The following is an 18,884-nucleotide window of genomic DNA, read 5'->3' as shown; positions in this document are numbered from 1 at the left end:
GTAATACATAAGAAAATATTTGACAACGTTCGACCTTTTGAGTAACATGAGATTGAACGGATACTCTTATCCCGAGCTGGTGGAGGGTCAGGCCCTGTGAAACCCGGCAACCTGCATGAACTATTTCACGACATGCGCTGGTGCCAACCTGATGCAAGGGAACATCCCTTGAACGATAAGAGTGAAAGGTTACGTAGTCATTATTCCTTTCCTCATGTAAAGTAACGTGAGAAAAGGATTTTTTTTTTGTTAAAAATCAATGTAAAGGTAAGTATATGTAGTTCTTTCCTTATTATAATGACGGATCTTTCGAAATCCTCGTGTTAAAAGCAGCAGTAACGGCTTGAGAGTTCAATCCTTAGGAGCGGACTTGACATGGGTAATGAGTACCGTATTCATACACAACTACTTATTGTAAGAGTATTTAGGAGGAAAACCAAATGACAAACCGTCGACTGTTTACATCAGAGAGTGTAACAGAAGGACATCCAGATAAGATTTGTGACCAAATCTCGGATGCCATTTTAGATGCTATTTTAGCAGAAGATCCAAATGCGCGTGTAGCATGTGAAACAACTGTAACAACAGGATTAGTATTAGTAGCAGGAGAAATTACAACTTCTACTTATGTTGATATTAAAGGTATCGTTCGTGATACTGTAGCAGAAATTGGCTATACACGTGGTAAATATGGCTTCGATGCAGAAAACCTTGCAGTGCTTGTGGCGATTGGTGAACAATCACCTGATATTGCACAGGGTGTTGATCAGGCATTAGAGGCACGTGAAGGCTCTATGACAGATGCTGATATTGAAGCAATCGGTGCTGGTGACCAAGGCTTAATGTTTGGCTATGCATGTAATGAAACACCAGAGCTTATGCCATTACCAATTAGCTTGGCTCACAAATTAGCACGCCGTTTAACAGAAGTACGTAAATCAGGTGAACTTGCCTATTTACGTCCTGATGGTAAAACGCAGGTAACGATTGAATATGATGACAATAATGTACCCGTTCGCGTGGATACAATTGTTATTTCAACACAGCATGATGAAGAAGCAACACTTGAACAAATTCAATCGGATTTAAAAGAATTTGTTATTGCACCCGTTGTACCGAGTGAATTATTAGATGCTAACACGAAATACTTCATCAACCCAACTGGCCGTTTCGTAATTGGTGGACCAAAAGGCGATGCTGGATTAACAGGGCGTAAAATCATTGTTGATACATACGGTGGTTATGCACGTCACGGTGGTGGTGCCTTCTCAGGTAAGGATGCAACCAAGGTAGACCGATCAGCAGCATATGCGGCACGTTATGTAGCAAAAAACATCGTAGCAGCTGGCTTAGCAGAGCGTGCTGAAGTACAACTTGCCTATGCGATTGGCGTTGCTCAGCCTGTTTCCATTGCTGTCGATACATTTGGCACAGGTAGAGTGAAAGAAAGCGAGATCGTTGAATGGGTACGCAAGCTATTCGATTTACGCCCAGCAGGTATTATTAAAATGCTTGATCTTCGTCGTCCAATTTATAAACAAACTGCTGCGTATGGACATTTTGGTCGTACAGATTTAAATGTACCATGGGAGCAAATTGATAAAGCCGACGCACTACGAGAAAAAGCACGTTTATAAACTATTGAACTAAAGTAATGAAGTCATTAGAAAATTATTCTAATGTATTAATAAGCAAAGGGGCAACATTGCTCCTTTTGTTTTTTTACAAAAAATACCTCGCTAGAATTCGTGAACATACTCGGTACACGAAAACGCGAGGGATTTTTTCGTTAGTATTGATTTTTTGTGTATCTTATTTATTTCTGAAGTGACTTATAATATTGACCTTTTTCTGCGTATTCTCGTACAATGCGTTCCATGTCCTCTTTATCTTCAGCATTTAATTCTCGGACAACTTTTGCTGGACGACCTAATGCTAAACTATTTGGAGGAATGACTTTACCAGGAGGTACTAGGCTTCCTGCTCCAATAAATGCACCTTCTCCAATCTCAGCTCCGTCTAAAATAATGGAACCCATACCAATTAAGGCATTTTTGCGAATTGTACAACTATGTAAAGTGACTTGGTGTCCAACTGTTACCTCATCTTCAATAATGAGTGGATATTTTGGACTTTGGTGTAAACAGCAAAGATCCTGAATACTGACACGTTTACCAATAATCGTTGGGGAAACATCACCACGAATAACTGTATTAAACCAAATGGTTGTTTCAGCGCCAATTGTTACATCACCCGTAACAGTTGCGTAATCAGCAATGAAAACAGATGGATCGATCTTTGGCGTTTTATCTTTAAATGGATAAATCATGAAAATCGCCTCTTTTCTTTCTATAATGTAGTATTATCGTATCAAATACGCAACTTTATGGAAATATAAAATTAAAATGTGCTATTTATTTCGATATAATCAAAGAGTAATTATTTTTTAGGAGGACTATGTAAATGTGGAAATGGGAAGCTGATGGACAAGCAAAAGCTGTGATTGCTATTCTTCATGGTGCTTATGAAAATCACCGTTGGTATGCATGGCTGATAGAGAAATTAAGATTAGAAGGCTTCCACATAGTCATGGGGGATTTACCGAATCATGGGGTGAATGCAAGGTTTGCTCGTGTCCATGATGAGGACTTCAAATTGTACAATAAATATACAAGAAACCTGATTGAAAATGCTTTTTCATATAATTTACCAACCTTTGTAATAGGTCATGGACTAGGTGCAACATTAATTCTTCATACACTGCAAAAGAGACAATATGAATGTGCAGGCATAATTTTAACATCACCTTGGTTGCAACTAAAGCTATTACCAGGTAAATTAACAAATGCTTTAACAAGTCTAAGTGCGTTAACAGCGAATGTGAAATTGACACATGACATTACATTAGAGAAATTAACACGTAGTATTGAAGGTAGAGAAGAAATGAAAGATGAGGTTCCGCTCATGTCTGTTGTTTCTGTGAAATGGTATCGAGAGCTTCAGCAGATGATGAAAAATTTAGTGATGCTGCCTAAAGGTGAAATGCCAAATATGCCTATGCTCATTATGACAGCTGAGAAGGATAAAATTACGGACACCCGCCAAACTCGAAATTGGCTTCATCAACAGGAATTCACGGAATTTCAGTTTAAAGAATGGGCAAATTGTTATCATAATTTATTTCATGAGGGAGAGCGGGAAGAGATTTTTATGTATATACGAGATTTTATTAATAATGCTCTTCGAAGAATTGGTTATATAATTAAATAGTTTTACCCCCTTCCATTTACTAGGTTACTTACTTAAATATTGTTACTTAAAAATAATATTGTAATTTTCTGAAAAGTGTAATACTATAATGACTTAAAGTAAGGTAATTCAAATTGGAGGGGTAAAATGGATGTAATTGTGGAGAAGTTGAATGGTATTTTATGGGGACCATGGTTTATTTATGGCATCTTATTAATTGGGTTATTTTTCTCAATTATTACAAGGTTCCTACAAGTAAGGCACATTAAAGATATGTTTGTTTTAATGTTTAAAGGGGAGAAATCGGAAAAGGGAATATCTTCATTCCAAGCAATGTCTATCGCATTATCAGGACGTGTAGGTACAGGTAATATTGCTGGTACTGCGACAGCGATTGGAATGGGAGGACCTGGTGCTGTCTTTTGGATGTGGGCAATCGCTTTCATAGGTGCGGCAACCGCGTATGTAGAGTCAACATTAGCTCAAATCTATAAAGAAGAGAAAGATACTGAATATCGTGGTGGACCGGCCTTTTACATAGAAAAAGGAATGGGCCAAAAATGGTTTGCAGTTATTTTTGCTGTGGCTGCTTTGATTGCGATGTTAATCTTAATGCCTGGCGTCCAATCAAACGCCATTGCAGGTGCTGTTGAAAACGCTTTCGGTTTGGAAACTTGGATAACAGGTCTTATTATTGTTGTTTTATTAGGCGCAATTATTATCGGTGGTGTTAAATCTATTGCAAATGCAGCCCAAATCATTGTACCTTTTATGGCATTAGCATACATCATTATGGCTATTATCATTATTGTTATGAATATCTCTGAAGTACCAACAGTATTTGCATTGATTTTCTCAAGTGCCTTTGGTGCCCAAGAGATTTTTGGGGGCATTATTGGTTCTGCCATTGCTTGGGGTGTTAAACGTGGAATTTATTCCAATGAAGCTGGTCAAGGAACGGGTGCTCACCCTGCAGCAGCTGCGGAAGTATCGCATCCTGCTAAGCAAGGAATTGTTCAAGCGGCGTCTGTGTATATTGATACATTACTAATTTGTTCTGCTACGGCATTTATGATTTTATTTACAGGTATGTACAATGTACAAGATGAAAAGGCAGCTGAAGGAGCAGATCCATTTATCCATATTGGACAATTTAATAGTGGTGGATTAGCAGGCGATGAGCAAATGACCTTTGCGAAAAGTATTGAAGCAGGTGCAGCCTATACACAATATGCAGTTGACTCATCATTACCTGGCTTTGGTGCTCCATTTGTAGCCATTGCGTTATTCTTCTTTGCCTTTACAACAATTATGGCATACTACTATATTGCAGAGACAAATGTCGCTTATTTATTTAGAGGTAGCACAGAAAAGATTTTCATTTGGATTGCAAAGATTGCTATTTTAGTTGCAGCCTTCTATGGTACAATCCGTACGTCTGGTCTAGCATGGGCAATGGGAGATGTAGGTCTTGGTCTAATGGTTTGGATTAACGTTCTGGCTATTTTAATTATTATGAAACCAGCTATTGTTGCATTAAAAGATTACGAGAAACAGAAAAAAGAAGGAAAAGATCCAGTCTTTGATCCTCGTAAACTAGGAATTAAAGGTGCAGATTTCTGGGTTGAATATAATGAAAAACGTAATAATAAATAGATAAAGTGCAAGGCGATCAGCTAGTTTACTAGTTGGTCGCCTTTTAGCTTGTCCTCAACAATACTATTAAATAGGGTATTCTTTCATTTTTTCTAATGCAATGACGAAAGGCGGATCATTTTGTTGATTAAGAAATGCATATTTTAAGACATGGACATATTTTTGCGGAAGTTGACTTACATAATCAATGACCTTATCACGTTCTTCTTTTCCACCTGGATGACCATGATAAATAACAAGAACAATCAATCCTCCCACTTTTAAGAGCTTTAATATATTTTCAATAGCTTGGATTGTTGTATGAGGCCTTGTAATAATATCATGGTTGCTGCCAGGTAAATAGCCGAGATTGAAGATAGCTGCAGCTACTGGCTTGTGTACATATTGCATGACTTCCTCATGCCCTTTATTTAAAACGACTGCCCGATGTTCTAAACCATGATCTAAAAGTCGAAGGAGTGTCGCATCAACCGCCTCTTTTTGGACATCAAAGGCATAAACTTGTCCTTCATCCCCAACAAGCTGTGCCAGAAATAATGTGTCATGACCGTTTCCTGCAGTCGCATCAACAGCCGTATCTCCCTCTTCTATACTATCTTTTAATAACTGCTGGGCATATTGTAAAACACGTTGTAATTTCATTTCGTAACCTCTGCCTTATACAACTTCCCTTGCCAACTACCTCGACGTTCAAGCTCAGCGTCAATACCATTCAACACTTCCCATTTATTGACACTCCACATTGGTCCAATCATTAAATCAATCGGTCCATCGCCTGTAATACGATGAATGACCATTTCAGGTGGTAGGATTTCTAATTGGTCTGCTACTAGTTTTGTATACACATCTTGGTCTAAAAATTCTAACATACCTTTTTCATATTGCTTCACCATAGGCGTTCCTTTTAATAGATGAAGTAAGTGGATTTTAATGCCTTGGACATCTAATTGTGCAACTGCGCGTGCCGTTTCCATCATCATGTCATAGTCTTCGAGAGGCAATCCGTTAATGATATGTGAGCAAACTCGAATGCCATGCTTACGCAATTTTTCAACGCCTTCCACATACGTTGCATAATCATGGGCGCGATTAATAAGATTGGCAGTTTTCTCATGCACCGTTTGAAGACCTAGCTCAATCCATAAATATGTTCGCTCATTTAATTCTGCTAAATATTCGACAACATCATCTGGTAAACAATCAGGACGAGTAGCAATAGAAAGACCTACTACACCTTCTTGCGCCAAAGCTGCTTCAAATTTTTCTTTTAAAACTGGCAGCGGGGCATGTGTATTTGTGTAGGCTTGGAAATAAGCCATGTATTTGCCATCCTTCCATTTCTGATGCATTTTGTCTCGGATTTCAGCAAATTGAACATCAATTGGATCTACCTTATTGCCAGCAAAATCACCAGAACCTGCAGCACTACAAAATGTACAGCCACCAAAAGCGACTGTGCCGTCACGGTTAGGGCAATCAAAGCCTGCATCTAACGCCACTTTAAATACTTTATGACCAAATTGGTCACGTAAATAGCGATTCCATGTATAGTATCTTTTCCCCTCTGAGGGAAAAGGAAAATTTGTCTCTGTCATTTATTTCACTCCTCTAACGCTCTATTCTATCATGTGCTTTTCGTTCCGTCATGGGGGAAGGGTATTATCATGTTATGGATGCAGAAAAATGGTAAGAAACAAAAATAAAAACGAATGAAAATAGGGTAGAAGTCTTGTAAAAAAGGTAAAATTATTTTCCTTGTGCTTTTAAGTATTTCAGCATACACTAACTATTTAGAGAAGCGAAATAATGGAGGTCATCCTATGCCAAAACGTGTTTGGTTTTTAATTATCGGAATGCTTGTGAACACAACAGGCAACTCTTTTTTATGGCCTTTGAATGCCATTTATATGCATGATTATTTAGGCAAATCTTTAGCAATGGCTGGTTTTGTCTTAATGCTGAATTCTGCTGCTGGAGTATTAGGTAATCTATTAGGTGGTTACTTATTTGATAGAATTGGTGGCTATAAAGCTATTATGCTTGGCATCCTGTTAACGATTGCTTCATTAATTGGCTTAACAATTTGGCACGGCTGGCCACATTATGTGTGGTTTTTAACGATACTAGGCTTTAGTGGAGGCATTGTTTTCCCAGGTATGTTTGCCTTAGCTGGGGCTGCCTGGCCAGAAGGTGGACGTAAGGCTTTTAATACTATCTATTTAGCACAAAATGTCGGTGTTGCCGTAGGTCCTGCCCTTGCCGGTATTGTGGCAGATTATCAATTTGACTATGTGTTTAAAGTGAATTTAGGTATGTATATTTTATTCTTTTTCATTGCCTTATTTACATTTAAGCGTTTGGAAGTGGGCAGTATTGCACCTAAAAATGTCTTGAGCGAAAGTAAACGAATCGTAAACAAGGCACCTTTTTATGCTTTGTTAATAATTAGTGCATCCTCCGTTTTATGCTGGCTAGCATATTCTCAATGGAGTGCAACCATTTCATCCTATACACAAGATTTAGGGTTAGGATTAAAGCAATATAGCCTACTTTGGACAATAAATGGTCTTCTAATTGTCATTGGGCAACCACTCATTGCACCGCTCGTAAAGCGATGGGAACACAATTTAAAACGTCAATTAGTATTTGGTGTAACGCTGATTGCTCTTTCCTTTGGCATTATTGCCTTTGCAAACGATTTTAAAATGTTTGGAGCAGCGATGCTTGTCTTAACATTTGGCGAAATGTTTTATACGCCAGCATTACCAACGATTGCTAATCAATTGGCACCAAAAGGTCGACAAGGATTCTATCAGGGGATTATCAATAGTGCTGCTACTGGAGGACGGATGATTGGTCCACTATTTGGTGGTATTATGGTAGATCAATTTGGCATGATTCCTCTCGTTTTAACATTGGTGGTCATCGTACTATTGGCGATTATTCCATGTTTAACATACGATTATCCTTTAAAGAAGAACAAAATAGTAGCAGATTAATAATGTTGCAATCAAAGAGCAAAATCGAGTGTCAAGTCACTTGATTTTGTTCTTTTTTTATAGTAGATATTGAAAAATTGCTGTGACAGGATTACAATCATACATATTCAAATATTTGAATATGTAGTTATATGGAGGGGTTTTTTTATGGAAGAGGGCTTACAACAGTTTAAAGCGGATTTTTTCAAAGCATTAGCACATCCGTTACGCATCAGAATACTTGAACTCCTTGTAGATGGTCAGAAAAGTGTCAATGAGATTCAAGATTGCTTAGAGAAAGAGGGTTCCGCTGTTTCTCAGCAATTAAGTGTATTGCGTGCCAAAAATATTGTTTATGGGGTGAAGGAAGGAAAAAAAGTTTATTATTCTTTAAGTGACCCAATGATTGGTGCATTACTTGGGGTGGCAAAGGATATTTTTAATAACCATTTGGTTCATACCATTTCGAGATTAGAGGAAATGACAAATAATGAAGGTGACGAAGAGAATAAGTAAATCAATGATGATGAAAAATTGGGCTTTGCGTATTATTTCGAAGGGAAGATTTATCTATGAAGTCACTGTTTACAGGACGCTTTGAAGGGTATTCAGTTCATCATGTAAAAAAGGATTTATTGTCAGGGATTATTGTCGGAATCGTTGCTATTCCACTTGCCATGTCCTTTGCCATCGCATCAGGTGTGAAACCTGAATATGGGATTTATACGGCTTGCATTGCAGGTATTCTTATTTCTCTTTTTGGAGGTTCTAAATATCAAATAGGTGGGCCTACGGGGGCGTTTGTGCCAATTCTATTGGGGATTGTTCTTACCTATGGCTATGAAGATTTATTACTTGCGGGTTTAATGGCAGGGGTATTGCTTTGTATCATGGGCTTTTTTAAGCTAGGGACTTTAATTAAGTTTATTCCACGACCTGTAACAGTTGGCTTTACAGCAGGGATAGCAGTGATTATTTTTACAGGTCAAATCGCTAACTTTCTAGGGCTGACAAATGTTAAAAGGCATGAATATTTTATCGCCAACATACAGGAAATCATTAAGCAGCTAGGTACGACAAATACGTATAGTATTCTTACTGCTGTCGTATGCTTGGTGACAATAGTGATAACACCAAAGTTTTTTCCAAAGGTTCCTGGAGCATTAGCGGGTATTGTTGTCTCTACACTTATGGCAACTTTCCTCTTTTCAGGACAAGTTGCTACCATTGCAACGGCTTATGGTCAAATTCCTAATACATTACCTCATTTCGCCTTACCGAATATCACGCTCGAACGATTACAACAACTTATTGGTCCAGCGTTTGTTATTGCAATGCTAGGTGGTATTGAGTCTCTATTATCGGCAGTGGTGGCGGATGGGATGACAAATAGTAAGCATAACAGTAATCGTGAGCTAATTGGGCAGGGGATTGCTAATATTGTGACGCCTTTATTCGGTGGTATTCCAGCAACAGGCGCCATTGCACGCACAGCGACCAATATCAAAACAGGCGCAGTATCCCCTATGTCGGGTATCATTCATGGTGTGTTTGTTCTAATCACATTATTGTTATTAGCTCCATATGCATCTCATATTCCGTTAGCAAGCATGGCTCCAGTACTGATGGTCGTAGCTTGGAATATGAGTGAACGACATCATTTTTCACATATCGTAAAATTAAAATCAGGCGACTCACTGGTATTATTGATTACCTTTTTATTAACGGTATTCACTAGTCTTACATTAGCAGTTGAGGTAGGGCTTGTGCTGGCTGTGCTATTATTTGCGAAACGTATGAGTGAAAAGCTTGTTGTTACAAAAGTACTTCCGGATCATTCAAATAAAAGTGAGAAGGTACAGCCACATGTAGTGCATCAGCAGCATGATTGCCCGCAAATTAGTATGTACACAATTGAAGGGCCGTTGTTTTTTGGTGCTGCACAAATGTTTGAACAAACGATTGAAAGTACTTTGCATCAGCAACCAAGAGTTTTGATATTACGGATGGGGAAAGTGCCCTTTATGGATTCTACTGGAGAAGCATATTTTAACAATATCATAGAAAATTATAAAGCACAGGGCGGTACTATCTTGGTAACGGGTGTGCAAGGTGATTTAAAGGATGCTCTTGAACACAATGGTCTTTACGATAAAATAGGCGCGCAACATTTTTTTCAGCATACAGGAGAAGCAATTACAAAAGCTTTCCATTATTTGAACGCCAATCAATGTATTGGTTGTCAGCACTTTGCTTTTCATGAATGTCAGGATTTATCAAAGTCTAAGGAAGAAAAGGATTTAATTGTTCAGTAATGGGTAAGCTGTAAACAAAGGCTTGTGCTTTTCAATACTTTCCATTAGAATAAATGCAATATCATGTAAAGACTGTGATGAGGAATAGTAGATTTGTGGTTCTTTTTAGAGAGCTAGCGGTTGGTGGGAGCTAGTAAGAATGCAAATTGAACTCGCCTTCTGAGTCTGCCCGCGTGAAACAGCGTGTGTCGTTTCTTCCGCGTTAAGGAAGCTTGAGCCGAGTGTAATCACTAATTTGGGTGGTACCGCGGGAGTACAAATTCTCTCGTCCCTTCTATAAGAAAGGGGCGAGTTTTTTTATTTTTTAAATATTTTGTCAATTATGATGGAGAGCAGCACGATCAATCGAAGGAGGAAAAGAAATGAGTTTTAATCATGAACAAATTGAAAAAAAGTGGCAGCGATATTGGGCTGATAACAAAACATTTAAAACTGAAAATGAAACAGCAAAGCCTAAATTTTATGCATTAGATATGTTCCCATATCCATCTGGCGCAGGACTTCATGTTGGCCATCCAGAGGGGTATACGGCAACTGATATTCTATCACGCTTTAAACGTATGCAAGGCTATAATGTACTTCATCCAATGGGCTGGGATGCTTTTGGTTTACCAGCTGAGCAATATGCACTCGATACAGGGAATGATCCGGCTGAATTTACAGCTAAAAATATTGCGACATTTAAACGTCAAATTCAAGAGCTAGGCTTTAGCTATGATTGGGATCGCGAAATTAACACAACGGATCCAGAGTATTATAAATGGACACAATGGATTTTTATCCAGCTTTATAAAAAAGGCTTAGCTTATGTGGATGAAGTAGCTGTTAACTGGTGTCCAGCACTTGGCACGGTATTAGCGAACGAAGAAGTAATTGATGGGAAATCAGAGCGTGGTGGTCATCCTGTAGAACGCAGACCAATGAAGCAATGGATGCTTAAAATTACAGCCTATGCTGATCGTTTAATCGATGACTTAGAAGAAGTTGATTGGCCTGAGTCTATTAAAGATATGCAACGCAATTGGATTGGCCGTTCAGAAGGGGCTGAAGTGACATTTGCCATTGACGGTTCTGATCAAAACTTCACAGTTTTCACAACACGCCCTGATACATTGTTTGGTGCTACATACTGTGTGCTTGCACCAGAGCATAAATTAGTGGAACAAATTACAACAGCTGACCAACGCCAAGCTGTTGAGGCTTATTTAGAGAAAGTTAAAATGAAATCTGATCTAGAGCGTACAGATTTAGCGAAAGAAAAAACAGGCGTATTTACAGGTGCTTATGCAGTAAATCCGATTAACGGTAAAAAAGTGCCGATTTGGATTGCTGATTATGTGTTAGTGTCTTATGGTACAGGTGCTATTATGGCGGTGCCAGCACATGATGAACGCGACTATGAATTCGCAACTGAATTTGGCTTAGACATCGTTCCTGTACTTGAAGGTGGAGACATCAGCAAAGAAGCATTTACAGGTGATGGTCAACATATTAACTCTGAATTCCTTAATGGCTTAAATAAAGCAGATGGCATTGCGAAAGCCATTGAATGGTTAGAGGAAAAAGGTGTAGGGGAGAAGAAAATTTCTTATCGTCTACGTGACTGGTTATTCTCCCGTCAACGTTATTGGGGAGAACCAATTCCAATGATTCATTGGGAAGATGGCACAATTACGCCAGTTCCAGAATCAGAATTACCATTAATGCTACCAAAAACAGATAATATCCGACCATCAGGTACAGGTGAATCACCATTAGCAAATATTGAAGAATGGGTAAATGTTGTCGATCCAGAGACAGGTAAAAAAGGACGTCGTGAAACAAATACAATGCCGCAGTGGGCAGGTTCGAGCTGGTACTTCCTACGCTATATCGACCCGACAAATACCGAGGCGATTGCAGACCCAGAGTTACTAAAACGCTGGTTACCAGTTGATATATATATTGGTGGTGCGGAGCATGCAGTATTGCATTTACTATACGCTCGCTTCTGGCATAAAGTTCTTTATGATTTAGGCGTTGTGCATACAAAAGAGCCATTCCAAAAATTATTTAACCAGGGAATGATTCTAGGTGAAGGTAACGAGAAAATGTCTAAATCTAAGGGCAATGTCGTCAACCCAGATGAAATCATTACGTCACATGGTGCCGATACATTACGCTTATATGAAATGTTCATGGGCCCACTAGAGGCTTCTGTTGCATGGTCTACAAATGGTTTAGATGGAGCACGCCGCTTCTTAGACCGTATCTGGCGTCTATTTGTCAATGAAGAAGATGGCGCAATTTCAGCAAAAATCCAAGTGTCTAACGATCAATCACTTGAAAAATCATACCACCAAACAGTGAAAAAAGTGACAGAGGATTATGAAGGCATCCGCTTTAACACAGCTATTTCACAAATGATGGTCTTTATTAATGATTGCTATAAAGCTGATGTGATTCCAACGGCTTATGCTGAAGGCTTTGTGAAAATGCTAGCACCAATCGCTCCGCATATTGCAGAAGAACTATGGCAACTATTAGGTCACAATTCAACACTTTCTTACGAGCAATGGCCAACCTATGATGAAGCAAAGCTTGTGGATGATGAAGTCGAAATTGCTGTACAGGTTGCTGGTAAAGTACGTGCGAAGATTGTTGTAGCAAAAGATGCGTCAAAAGAGGACATCGAAAAAGTAGCACTTGCTGATGAAAAGGTTCAAGAATATATGGCAGGAAAGAGCTTAGTGAAAATCATCGTTATTCCAGGCAAACTTGTCAATATTGTCGTCAAATAAAGAGCTATAAAGTAAAAATGTACATTACTAAATTCAATTTTAGTAATGTACATTTTTTAATTTGGCGTTATATAAGCGATAAAATAAGGACTGCACCCATCTAACTGAGTGCAGTTCAATACAATTTAAATAATCAATCCCACAATAATAGCTGTTAGGATACTTACGAGTGTAGCACCGTACAACAACTTTAAGCCAAAGCGGGCAACGACATTACCTTGTCTTTCATTCAAACCTTTTACAGCTCCCGAAATAATACCGATGGATGAAAAGTTGGCAAAGGATACAAGGAATACAGAAATAATGCCTAGTGTACGTTCACTCATGGACGCTGAGACGTCGCCAAGGTTAATCATGGCAACGAATTCATTCGTTACTAATTTAGTTGCCATAATACCGCCAGCAGCCACAGCATCTGCCCATGGAATACCCATTAGGAAAGCGATTGGCGCAAAGATATAGCCTAATATTTCTTGGAAGGATATACCAATAATCATATCGAATAATGAATTGATTAAATCCATTAATGCAACGAAACCAATAAGCATTGCTCCAACAATGATGGCTACTTTAAAGCCATCCATAATATATTCGCCAATCATTTGAAAGAACGCTTGCTTCTGTTCATCTTCAATCGTTAAGATATCTTCTTTTTCATCCACAGTATATGGATTAATGATAGAAACAATAATAAATCCGCCAAACAGGTTTAATACAATGGCCGTTACGACATACTTTGGCTCAATCATCGTCATATAAGCACCAACTACTGACATCGAAACAGTCGACATAGCAGAAGCGCATAACGTATACATACGTTGTGGTGCAATCTTATCTAATTGCTTTTTAACAGTGATGAACACTTCAGATTGGCCAACCATAGCAGAAGCAACTGCATTATAGGATTCCAATTTCCCCATGCCACTTACTTTACTTAAAAATAAACCTACCCATTTCATTAAAAAAGGAAGTATTTTAAAATGCTGCAAGATCCCAATCAGAACAGAAATAAAGACGATCGGTAATAAAACAGCTAAAAAGAAGGGTGATTCTCCTTCATTTGCTAAGCCTCCAAAAACAAATGATATACCCGCATTTGCATAGGACAATAAGTGATCAAATACTTTGGTGATTCCTTTAATTAGCACATAGCCAACCGTTGTATTGAGTAGTAAAGCTGCCAATAAAAATTGGATGATCAACATAATCACTATATATTTATATTTTATTTCTTTTTTGTTTTTACTCATTAATAAAGCTAAGGCAAAAACAAGTAACAATCCACAAAAGGATATTAAGTATCTCATAAGTTCCTCCATAAGTATCTGTGATATTTTGTCCTGATGTTCCAATTTCAGAAGAACAGCTAAAGATCTTAATTAGTCAGACGTCAGACAAACAATCTCACTATAACAGTTTTTTCGCTAGGTATTCAATAGATAATAGAAAAAAAGTATGCAACACAGCATACAAATAAATTCAGTCTAAAAATGTACATTATTTCTTTAGGAGTGACTATTCATAATTAAGGTTGCCAGAATAATTCATTATAAAATACTCTTTTATTGTGTGAAGTTTTTCTCAATTTATGACGATCGTGTTCATGAAACTTTTTGATTTTTTTGAAACCAACTAAGATCGAATGACGACTATAGGGTGAATGTTTAGAGGAGGTGTTTGGGTGAGTGAGCATTTAGTAGCCATTATGGAAGAACACGGAGAATATTGCTTACGAGTGGCTTATCTTTATGTAAAGGACTGGGCAATTGCTGAAGAAATTGTACAAGATGTCTTTTTTTCTTATTATCGGCAGCAGGATCGCTTTGAACATAGAGCATCTCTAAAGACCTATTTAGTTAAAATCACGGTACATAAAAGCCATGATTATCTTCGAAGTTGGAAAAATAAACGCCATCTGCTATTGGAAAAATTACATATTGGGGCAAGTAAACGGACACCGGAAACGATGTTAATAGCACAGGATGAGCGGAAAACATTAACGAATGCGTTATTTGAGTTACCTATTACTTATAGAGAAGTCGTCATTCTTTATTATTATCAAGAATTAAAGGTTAGAGAAATTGCAGATATTCTTACATGTGCAGAAAATACAGTTAAAACCAGATTGCATCGGGCAAGGAAAATGTTACAGGAGAAATTAGCGACTAGTGAGTGGGAGGTGTTAATGGATGACAGCTTTTAAAGAAAAATTGGATCAAGAACTTGGCGAAGCACCACGATTTACGGAATCCTTACAGGAGGATATTTTACGGCAAGTGCAACATGAAAAAAAAGCAAAACGCTGGTCTTATCCATTGATCATCGTAGGCACGATCATCATGTTTCTATTAATAATAGAAATCGGTCCATTAGGGCAGATAGAGCAAACGCAACATGCTTCAATTGTTCAATTAGCACAGCAGCAATCAATAAAAAAATATACAATGATTTACAATTCGGATGAGGAGATTTTTAAGGCTGGGAGACCTGGGTGGGTTATTGGTCAGCAAATAATGGAGCAAAGTTCAGAAAAAGAGCTTTTACAACAATTATTACAGCAAGCTACTATGACGCATATGAATGAGGATATTCGATTTAGATTACAACGTGATGTCTGGGTAGAGTTTGAAAAGGGGCAGATAATTAAGCTAAAAATGTTCATCGGCGAAGAGTATATCATAATTGTTGATTATAACAACAAATCATCTTACAAAGTAGAAAATAAAGATCTGGCAAAGGCTTATATAGATCTTGCTCTCAATGATGATGCTAAATTTGGAATGTCAGGTTTACTCGTTATGCTAGTTTTTATCATAGCTATCCAAATGCTTGTCGATAAACTAATGAGGAAAAAATTTAATATACCAAAGGAATATGTTAATAGTGGACATCGACGTGCTGTTTGGGCTATTAAAATGTTGAATATCATTATGCTCCTGGTGATCGTAATTAAAGGGTGGATTTTATTTACTGTTATCATTGGAGGATATTTAGCTGTCATCCTTTTCAGCTCTATATTTATTGACTATTACTATGGTCGAGAGGAAAAAAGACATTATCTTTCCATTAGTTCGGCCATTGTTGGATTGCTATTACTCATCCTATTCTTCTTTTATATCAGTTAAATAAACGTATAAACCTGAACCCGAAATAATCTCGAGTTCAGGTATTTTTTTCTATCGTTTCAGTCTGAAGCATTAATTGATAAATACTTGAGATGATAAAGCTGGTAGCTAAACCGTATAGCGTATTAAAGCTTAAACCAATACCAATTCCAATGATGATGGATAGAAAAATGACAAGCCAGCTATGTTTATGAATATGGCGATTCGTAAATAAAAGGATTAACATAAACGGTAACATGGTAATGTGCAGGAAGGCAAAAGAATAAATAACACCTAAAATCGTTAAATTGATAGATAAGAAACAGGTAAATAAAATTATCATCAGGCCAATCAAATAGAAATAATAGGGTCTTTTCGTCACAAAAAAACGTTTCGTTGCCCGCATGTCTACAAGCAAGGTTGTGACAATGGCTAATAGGACAATGACGAGAAAAGCAAATGTAAGAAAGCCTGGCTGCACTTCATATAAAAACGTAAAAATCAGTACTTGGAACTGGCCAAATGATCCGCTGTATAGGGCAATCATTAAAATCGCTGTAAATGATAGCGTTAATAACGCTAAAATTAAACCTGAGGAAAACAGACTGCGGCGTACTTTTTTAGGTTTTATAAAGGCAATTAAATACCATGTCGATTTATCAAAAAATACTTGTCCTAAAACGGCTAGTTGAATAATGACATAGAATAGCAGAATTTCGCTATTTTTAAAATAAAATAAATAAGGGTGATATAAGCGAATCCCCTCATATACAGTGTTTGCCCCATTTTGAACAAAGTAATAAATAGGGATAAAAATAAGTAATGAAAAAAGAGCAATAATAAATAAAATTTCCAACCAGAGTATACTTTTCACTGACATGATGCGATCAAGAAATAAGATGCCGATTAAAAAGAAAAAAAGTGTAATAGGTACTGGAATATTTAACATAATTTCAGATAATACACTAATGCTTATTAATTGAATAAGCCAAATTTCAATACCTGTCAGCAGGTAAAATAGCCGTATAACCTTTAAATTCATACCAGACAATTTACGCTGTATAGTAAAGAGCAAAAAACTTTGTGTATGCTGATTTTGTGTGTAATCGCTCTTATTCAGCAATGAGCCAAGTATAATAAACGAAAGAGCTGTTGCTAATGTATAACAAATGCCCGCCATAAAACCAAAAGAAATAAGGGCTGAGGGAGAGGACAATAATAAATTACCATTAATCCATCTCGCTAAAAGAATAATGACTCCTGCTGCTGTGCTTAAACTTGCAAATGGAACGAGCAATGAATATTTCCTTAACATACGATTAAAGGCCTTTACTCATTTTAGAGGATTTATATTGACGTGGTGATTGATTGTATTTTTTCTTAAACGCAACACTAAAATAGTGCTGACTATTAAAACCACAGCTCTCAGCAATCGCAGACATACTTGTGTCTAGATTTTCATTGATTTTCTTTACGGCCATTTCTAAGCGATAATTATTAATATACTCATTAATGCCAATAGACTGCTCCTCCAAAAATTTACGACTTAAATAGCTCGGATTCAAATGAATTTTTTCAGCAATAATATTGAGACTTAGTTTTTCATAATAGTTTTCATGAATATAGGAAAGTGCGCTTTGAATCGCATCATGGTTAGAACTCCACACCTTATATTTCTCCACGATAGCATCTAATTCACTTGCAATGACCGGTTTTGTAAGATAATCCTTTACCCCGATACGCAATGCCTGTTGGGCATATTCAAAGGTTTGATAAGCTGTTACCATGATGATGTCTACCTCATAAAGCGCTTTTAATTCCTTGCTCAACGAGATACCATCTTTCCCAGGCATTTGAATATCCAAAAAGGCGATAGTCATACGATGCTTTTTAGCTAATTGCAGAGCCTGTGAGGCATCTTGGGCAGTATGGAAGGTCCAATTTGGAAAATGTGGCTTTAATAAATAAATCATTTGCTCAAGCTCTAATGGCTCATCATCTGCGATTAAAATATTCATGGTGAGATTCTCCTTTCTCCTTCCAGTTGATAGAAAGCCTATGCGGGAACATGGATTGTAACAGTGTAATGCTGTTCATTGTTTTGAATCGAGAATAAAATATTTTCAAGCCCATAAATGAGCTCAAGTCGTTTTCTAATATTTTCGAGACCATAACCTTGCTGCAATTCGTCTACTACCTGTTCAATTTTTTCTAATGGCTGTGTATTTTTAATTTCAATTAATAAGCTAGTATCCATTTTTTTGATTATAATGGAAAGCTCTGCAGGTCCTATATGTTTTTCAAAGCTATGTTTATATGCATTTTCAATAATGGTCTGCAGAATAAATGGAGGTATTTGGACAGATAGAGCTTCATCATCAATATATTTATTTACAGTCAAACGATGGCCAAATCGCAATTGTTGAATATTTAAATAACTATCGACAAATTGTACCTCGTTCTTTAACGCAATTAACACCTCGTGATTATTGTATTTAAATTTAAAAAATGTTGCCAAAGCCTCAATGCCCGCAACCAAATCTTCCTTTCGATTGATGCGAGCTAGGCTTAATAATGAATTTAATGCATTAAAAAAGAAATGTGGCTGTATTTGCTGATTCAACTGGAGAATATTCGCTCTTTGTAAATCCTGCTCAAGCTCTAAATTTCTTTTTTCCTCCTCAAGGCTATCGATTTGCTTTTCGAAAATAAAGATAAAAGTAAGCAGAAAAGCTCCAATAATTGGAGCAATTACACATAGGAGAATATATATGTTGAAGGTTTCTGGTTGTAACATAATGA

Annotated in this window: 16 protein-coding genes, 1 riboswitch and 1 other annotated feature; of the genes, 9 read left to right on the top strand and 7 right to left on the bottom strand. The window is 37.3% G+C overall.

Annotation, left to right across the window (positions count from 1 at the left end):
* Positions 1 to 63 precede the first annotated feature (63 nt).
* Positions 64 to 182, top strand: a riboswitch (SAM riboswitch).
* 258 nt (positions 183 to 440) lie between these two features.
* Positions 441 to 1,637, top strand: coding sequence for a methionine adenosyltransferase (gene metK / locus CD31_RS14210; protein ID WP_036078461.1), 1,197 nt, complete (start codon positions 441 to 443; stop codon positions 1,635 to 1,637).
* Between the two features lie 179 nt (positions 1,638 to 1,816).
* Here the strand turns inward: metK and CD31_RS14205 are convergent, their stop codons facing one another.
* Positions 1,817 to 2,329 carry a gamma carbonic anhydrase gene (locus tag CD31_RS14205; RefSeq protein ID WP_016994472.1) on the bottom strand — a complete coding sequence of 171 codons (513 nt, stop codon included), beginning with the start codon at positions 2,327 to 2,329 and terminating at the stop codon, positions 1,817 to 1,819.
* A 134-nt stretch (positions 2,330 to 2,463) separates the two neighbouring features.
* Here CD31_RS14205 and CD31_RS14200 point away from each other — a divergent pair, with 134 nt between their 5' ends.
* Complete coding sequence (locus tag CD31_RS14200; protein ID WP_016994475.1) at positions 2,464 to 3,270, top strand: alpha/beta hydrolase; 807 nt, start codon at positions 2,464 to 2,466, stop codon at positions 3,268 to 3,270.
* Between the two features lie 126 nt (positions 3,271 to 3,396).
* The gene (locus CD31_RS14195; protein WP_016994476.1) at positions 3,397 to 4,905 is read left to right on the top strand and encodes an alanine/glycine:cation symporter family protein; all 1,509 of its coding nucleotides are present in this window, start codon (positions 3,397 to 3,399) and stop codon (positions 4,903 to 4,905) included.
* Between the two features lie 66 nt (positions 4,906 to 4,971).
* Here the strand turns inward: CD31_RS14195 and mnmM are convergent, their stop codons facing one another.
* Both mnmM and mnmL read right to left on the bottom strand, forming a co-directional pair.
* Positions 4,972 to 5,547 (bottom strand): tRNA 5-(aminomethyl)-2-thiouridylate-methyltransferase MnmM, encoded by a 576-nt coding sequence (mnmM, locus tag CD31_RS14190; RefSeq protein WP_016994479.1) that lies wholly within the window; start codon positions 5,545 to 5,547, stop codon positions 4,972 to 4,974.
* The gene (mnmL, locus tag CD31_RS14185; RefSeq protein WP_036078458.1) at positions 5,544 to 6,500 is read right to left on the bottom strand and encodes a tRNA modification radical SAM protein MnmL/YtqA; all 957 of its coding nucleotides are present in this window, start codon (positions 6,498 to 6,500) and stop codon (positions 5,544 to 5,546) included. The genes mnmM and mnmL overlap by 4 nt, the downstream gene beginning before the upstream one ends.
* 225 nt (positions 6,501 to 6,725) lie before the next feature.
* Between mnmL and CD31_RS14180 the strand changes: the two genes are divergently transcribed.
* The 4 genes from CD31_RS14180 to leuS all read left to right on the top strand — a co-directional run bounded on the left by CD31_RS14180 (position 6,726) and on the right by leuS (position 12,978).
* Positions 6,726 to 7,904, top strand: a complete 1,179-nt coding sequence (locus CD31_RS14180; protein WP_016995609.1) for an MDR family MFS transporter — start codon at positions 6,726 to 6,728, stop codon at positions 7,902 to 7,904.
* 147 nt (positions 7,905 to 8,051) lie between these two features.
* Positions 8,052 to 8,399 (top strand): ArsR/SmtB family transcription factor, encoded by a 348-nt coding sequence (locus CD31_RS14175; RefSeq protein WP_026023572.1) that lies wholly within the window; start codon positions 8,052 to 8,054, stop codon positions 8,397 to 8,399.
* Between the two features lie 56 nt (positions 8,400 to 8,455).
* Positions 8,456 to 10,198, top strand: coding sequence for a SulP family inorganic anion transporter (locus CD31_RS14170; RefSeq protein ID WP_036078455.1), 1,743 nt, complete (start codon positions 8,456 to 8,458; stop codon positions 10,196 to 10,198).
* Positions 10,199 to 10,263: 65 nt separating this feature from the next.
* Positions 10,264 to 10,474 (top strand) — a binding site (T-box leader).
* Between the two features lie 86 nt (positions 10,475 to 10,560).
* On the top strand, positions 10,561 to 12,978 hold the full coding sequence (leuS, locus tag CD31_RS14165) for a leucine--tRNA ligase (protein ID WP_036078453.1): 2,418 nt from the start codon (positions 10,561 to 10,563) through the stop codon (positions 12,976 to 12,978).
* 125 nt (positions 12,979 to 13,103) lie between these two features.
* Here the strand turns inward: leuS and CD31_RS14160 are convergent, their stop codons facing one another.
* Positions 13,104 to 14,285: a NupC/NupG family nucleoside CNT transporter gene (locus tag CD31_RS14160; RefSeq protein ID WP_036078450.1), complete on the bottom strand. Its 1,182-nt coding sequence runs from the start codon at positions 14,283 to 14,285 to the stop codon at positions 13,104 to 13,106.
* A 374-nt stretch (positions 14,286 to 14,659) separates the two neighbouring features.
* Between CD31_RS14160 and CD31_RS14155 the strand changes: the two genes are divergently transcribed.
* Together CD31_RS14155 and CD31_RS14150 are read left to right on the top strand one after the other, a co-directional pair.
* Positions 14,660 to 15,181, top strand: coding sequence for a sigma-70 family RNA polymerase sigma factor (locus tag CD31_RS14155; protein ID WP_016992555.1), 522 nt, complete (start codon positions 14,660 to 14,662; stop codon positions 15,179 to 15,181).
* Positions 15,168 to 16,103: a DUF4181 domain-containing protein gene (locus tag CD31_RS14150; protein ID WP_036078448.1), complete on the top strand. Its 936-nt coding sequence runs from the start codon at positions 15,168 to 15,170 to the stop codon at positions 16,101 to 16,103. The genes CD31_RS14155 and CD31_RS14150 overlap by 14 nt, the downstream gene beginning before the upstream one ends.
* Positions 16,104 to 16,140: 37 nt before the next feature.
* On the opposite strand, the gene CD31_RS14145 is transcribed toward CD31_RS14150, so the two are convergent.
* The 3 genes from CD31_RS14145 to CD31_RS14135 are packed head-to-tail and all read right to left on the bottom strand — an operon-like array spanning position 16,141 to position 18,879.
* On the bottom strand, positions 16,141 to 17,379 hold the full coding sequence (locus tag CD31_RS14145; RefSeq protein WP_244905041.1) for a permease: 1,239 nt from the start codon (positions 17,377 to 17,379) through the stop codon (positions 16,141 to 16,143).
* 22 nt (positions 17,380 to 17,401) lie between these two features.
* Positions 17,402 to 18,100 carry a response regulator transcription factor gene (locus tag CD31_RS14140; RefSeq protein WP_016992558.1) on the bottom strand — a complete coding sequence of 233 codons (699 nt, stop codon included), beginning with the start codon at positions 18,098 to 18,100 and terminating at the stop codon, positions 17,402 to 17,404.
* Positions 18,101 to 18,138: 38 nt separating this feature from the next.
* Positions 18,139 to 18,879 (bottom strand): sensor histidine kinase, encoded by a 741-nt coding sequence (locus tag CD31_RS14135; protein WP_036078444.1) that lies wholly within the window; start codon positions 18,877 to 18,879, stop codon positions 18,139 to 18,141.
* Positions 18,880 to 18,884: the final 5 nt, after the last annotated feature.

This window comes from Lysinibacillus boronitolerans JCM 21713 = 10a = NBRC 103108, from assembly GCF_000772935.1.
GTDB classification, from domain to species: Bacteria; Bacillota; Bacilli; order Bacillales_A; family Planococcaceae; genus Lysinibacillus; species Lysinibacillus boronitolerans.
The sequence above is the reverse complement of the archived record's forward strand: the minus strand, read 5'-3'. Positions and strand labels throughout refer to the sequence as shown.